At 73.3% G+C, this 896-nt stretch carries 2 protein-coding genes; both read right to left on the minus strand.

Annotated features, from left to right (window positions below; genetic code table 11):
• Nucleotides 1–91: 91 nt before the first annotated feature.
• Nucleotides 92–409 carry a hypothetical protein gene (locus BBH68_RS38735; RefSeq protein ID WP_076970872.1) on the minus strand — a complete coding sequence of 106 codons (318 nt, stop codon included), beginning with the start codon at nt 407–409 and terminating at the stop codon, nt 92–94.
• Between the two features lie 110 nt (nt 410–519).
• Nucleotides 520–896 (minus strand): hypothetical protein (locus BBH68_RS38740; RefSeq protein WP_218029740.1); only part of this gene is annotated, 377 nt, incomplete at its 5' end.

The following is an 896-nucleotide window of genomic DNA, read 5'->3' on the forward strand; positions in this document are numbered from 1 at the left end:
ACGCCACGGCGTGTCGCTGTCCCGAACTCACCGCAAAACGCGGCGGGGAGGGCACCAGGCCCTCCCCGCCGCGCAACGTTTCAGGTGTGTTCTAGGCCGCGGCCCCGACGCTCCGCCGGTCGGCGGCGGCCCAGGACGCTGCGGCGACCCCGCCGGCCACGGTGAGGACCGAGGGCCAGGCCCCGAGCTTCTTGGCGAGCGGATGCGACCCGGCGAAGGCCGCGACGTACAGCCCACTCAGCACCGCCGCCGTCCCAGTCCCCGCCTTCTGCTTCCAGCCACGCGCGGCCACCACCCCGGCCGCCGCCAGCGCCACCCCGCCCAGCTGCCGCTTCTTGGTCCAGCGCGCCACCCCGTACCCGCCGACGAGCCCGCCCGCGGCCACCACACCTGCCGGAATTCCGGCCATGACCTCTTACCTCCACTGTGAGGGTGCCTACTCCCTCGACCCTATGCCCGGCCCGGCGGCCGTACGCTCCGGTGGGGTCATGATCGGGCACCGACTCTGCAACAGCCCCGCTACCTGCTCACGATCCAGGTCATCACGGCCTGAGACCCGCCCCCGCCGGAGAGCCGGGTCCCGAAGGCCCCGCCGCCGTCGGAGGTGTAGCTGTTCATGCCGTTGGCCGCGGCGCCGAACACCAGCCGGGCCGTGTGCCCGTTGCGCCAGCTCGCGTCACAGCTGCCGGCCGTGTACTCGACGAACCCCGCGACCCCCTTGTACGACCCCTCCCGCGCCTGCGCCTTGAACACGCCGTCCTGCCCCTTGGCCAGCGTCACCGGAGGACGCGCGACGAACTGCCCCGAGCTCAGCCCGTAATCGCTGCGCGTAAGCCGACACCCCGTCCCATTGCGCACCCGCACCTCAACGCCGCGGGCCTGCTCACCCTCCCCCC

Origin of the sequence: Streptomyces sparsogenes (assembly GCF_001704635.1) — a bacterium.
Classification (GTDB): domain Bacteria; phylum Actinomycetota; class Actinomycetes; order Streptomycetales; family Streptomycetaceae; genus Streptomyces; species Streptomyces sparsogenes.

Coding starts and splice junctions, on each gene's coding strand:
- BBH68_RS38735 (WP_076970872.1), bottom strand. CDS start 409: ATGGCCGGAATTCCGGCAGGTGTGGTGGCCGCGGGCGGGCTCGTCGGC.